The 1382-nt window shown below is 62.2% G+C and carries 1 protein-coding gene and 1 pseudogene; one reads left to right on the top strand and one right to left on the bottom strand.

Translation table 11 applies throughout. The annotated features are described in order from the left end of the window. Window positions 1-357 (top strand): annotated as a pseudogene (locus H8F21_RS29115) (hypothetical protein); the annotation flags it as partial. 6 nt (window positions 358-363) lie between these two features. Here H8F21_RS29115 and H8F21_RS29110 read toward each other — a convergent pair. Next, window positions 364-1290 carry an ABC transporter permease gene (locus H8F21_RS29110; protein ID WP_159959873.1) on the bottom strand — a complete coding sequence of 309 codons (927 nt, stop codon included), beginning with the start codon at window positions 1288-1290 and terminating at the stop codon, window positions 364-366. Window positions 1291-1382 lie beyond the last annotated feature (92 nt).

Genomic DNA, 1382 nt, shown 5'->3' with positions numbered 1-1382 from the left:
GGGATCAATGCCTCGGCCGCCAGCCACCTGCAGCAACTGAGCTTTATTGGCGACTGGCAGCAGATGCCGGTGGGCGCCACCCTGGGCTACAGCACCGTAGAAATGAGCCGCACCACCACCCAGGACGATCGCGAGTTGATCCGCAACGCCCGGTGCGTGGTGAAACGCGAGCTGCCCGCCAGCAAAATCAACGGCGACCTGAGCGGCACGGCCAAGGAGCTAAACTGCAGCGTCACCGGCGAAAAATACAGGGCCACCAGCACCGCGTTTTACTTGCAGGACTACGGTTACTTCTTCACCAGCCAAAGCGACAGCAACGGCACCAAGATGCGCAACACGCTGATCAAGGCACAATAACCCGGATCAGTGCCGCTCCAACACGCGCCGACTGGCAAAGCTGAAGGCCAACACCGCAAAAATCAGCACGCCGGTCGCCACCTGCTGCCAGTAGAAGTTCCAGCCGATCAGCAGCAGGCCGTTGGCGATCACGTTGATAAACAGCACGCCCAACAGGGTGCCGGGAATGTTCGCCCGGCCCTGTCGGCTCAAGGTGGTGCCGATAAACACTGCGCCAATCGCATTCAGCAAAAAGGCGTTGCCAGACAACGGCACATACGCGCTGACTGTCGAGCTGAGCAACACCCCCGCCACCCCACACGCCAACGCGGTCGCCAGCGCCACCACGGTGACGACGCGCCGCACCGACAGCCCAGAGTAATACGCCAGCAACGGCTGGGTGCCCTGGGCCAGCAACTCGCGGCCCAGGCGCCCGCGCGCAAGGGCCAGGCCGTAAAACAGCGCCAACCCCAAGACCACCAACAATGGCGTCAGCCCGGTCAGTTCAGGCTTCAAGCCTTGGGCGATATAGATCGGTTGGCCGCCATCCGAGAGTAATTGCTGCGCGCTGGTACCGATAAACAGTGTGCCAAGGGTCGCCAGGAACGGGCTGATCCGCAGCCCGGCAATCAGCCCCGCATTCACCACCCCCACCAGCAGCGCCGCAACCAGCGCACCCGTGGCCGCGAACGCCCAGCCGTGCCCGCCATTGAGCAGCACCACGAAACTGAAGCTGGCAAAATCCAGCGCCGTGCCCACCGACAGGTCGATGCCACCGGCCGCCACCGCGTAGGTCATGCCGATGGCGACAATCGCCAGCAATACGAAGTTGTTCAGCACCAGGCTTTTCAGGTTGCCGCTGCTCAGAAAACCCGGTGCCTGTAGGGCAAACACCACAACGATCAGCACGAACACCAACGGCAAGGTCAGCGGCAACAACGCACGCGGGTTCATGAGCGGGCTCCACGATTCAATGCGCTGGACGCAGCCACCACAGACAAGATCAACACCCCCTGCACACCATTGACCCAGAAGCTCGATACGTT

This window comes from Pseudomonas arcuscaelestis, assembly GCF_016881005.1.
Lineage (GTDB): Bacteria > Pseudomonadota > Gammaproteobacteria > Pseudomonadales > Pseudomonadaceae > Aquipseudomonas > Aquipseudomonas arcuscaelestis.
This window is presented reverse-complemented; position numbering and strand designations above follow the sequence as displayed.